The 1,695-nt window shown below is 49.9% G+C and carries 1 rRNA gene; it reads left to right on the top strand.

Features of this window, described 5'->3' with window-relative positions:
* Positions 1-120 precede the first annotated feature (120 nt).
* Positions 121-1,676 (top strand): 16S ribosomal RNA (locus LQ609_RS12525).
* Positions 1,677-1,695 lie beyond the last annotated feature (19 nt).

Genomic DNA, 1,695 nt, shown 5'->3' with positions numbered 1-1,695 from the left:
AATGAACATTGAAAACTGAATGACAATATGTCAACGTTAATTCCAATAATTGAGTACTTATAGTACTTCAAAGAGTGATTGGCTTAACCAATCAAAAATGAGCTAATCAAGCTTACTTCTATTATGGAGAGTTTGATCCTGGCTCAGGATGAACGCTGGCGGCGTGCCTAATACATGCAAGTCGAGCGAACAGATGAGAAGCTTGCTTCTCTGATGTTAGCGGCGGACGGGTGAGTAACACGTGGGTAACCTACCTATAAGACTGGGATAACTCCGGGAAACCGGGGCTAATACCTGATAATATTTTGAACCGCATGGTTCGATAGTGAAAGGCGGCTTCGGCTGTCACTTATAGATGGACCCGCGCCGTATTAGCTAGTTGGTAAGGTAATGGCTTACCAAGGCGACGATACGTAGCCGACCTGAGAGGGTGATCGGCCACACTGGAACTGAGACACGGTCCAGACTCCTACGGGAGGCAGCAGTAGGGAATCTTCCGCAATGGGCGAAAGCCTGACGGAGCAACGCCGCGTGAGTGATGAAGGTTTTCGGATCGTAAAACTCTGTTGTTAGGGAAGAACAAATTTGTTAGTAACTGAACAAGTCTTGACGGTACCTAACCAGAAAGCCACGGCTAACTACGTGCCAGCAGCCGCGGTAATACGTAGGTGGCAAGCGTTATCCGGAATTATTGGGCGTAAAGCGCGCGTAGGCGGTTTCTTAAGTCTGATGTGAAAGCCCACGGCTCAACCGTGGAGGGTCATTGGAAACTGGGGAACTTGAGTGCAGAAGAGGAGAGTGGAATTCCATGTGTAGCGGTGAAATGCGCAGAGATATGGAGGAACACCAGTGGCGAAGGCGGCTCTCTGGTCTGTAACTGACGCTGATGTGCGAAAGCGTGGGGATCAAACAGGATTAGATACCCTGGTAGTCCACGCCGTAAACGATGAGTGCTAAGTGTTAGGGGGTTTCCGCCCCTTAGTGCTGCAGCTAACGCATTAAGCACTCCGCCTGGGGAGTACGACCGCAAGGTTGAAACTCAAAGGAATTGACGGGGACCCGCACAAGCGGTGGAGCATGTGGTTTAATTCGAAGCAACGCGAAGAACCTTACCAAATCTTGACATCCTTTGATCGCTCTAGAGATAGAGTCTTCCCCTTCGGGGGACAAAGTGACAGGTGGTGCATGGTTGTCGTCAGCTCGTGTCGTGAGATGTTGGGTTAAGTCCCGCAACGAGCGCAACCCTTAAGCTTAGTTGCCATCATTAAGTTGGGCACTCTAGGTTGACTGCCGGTGACAAACCGGAGGAAGGTGGGGATGACGTCAAATCATCATGCCCCTTATGATTTGGGCTACACACGTGCTACAATGGATAATACAAAGGGCAGCGAACCCGCGAGGTCAAGCAAATCCCATAAAATTATTCTCAGTTCGGATTGTAGTCTGCAACTCGACTACATGAAGCTGGAATCGCTAGTAATCGTAGATCAGCATGCTACGGTGAATACGTTCCCGGGTCTTGTACACACCGCCCGTCACACCACGAGAGTCTGTAACACCCGAAGCCGGTGGAGTAACCTTTTATTAGGAGCTAGCCGTCGAAGGTGGGACAAATGATTGGGGTGAAGTCGTAACAAGGTAGCCGTATCGGAAGGTGCGGCTGGATCACCTCCTTTCTAAGGATATTACGGAATG

The organism is Mammaliicoccus sp. G-M28 (genome assembly GCF_022386595.1).
GTDB lineage: Bacteria > Bacillota > Bacilli > Staphylococcales > Staphylococcaceae > Mammaliicoccus > Mammaliicoccus fleurettii.
This window is presented reverse-complemented; position numbering and strand designations above follow the sequence as displayed.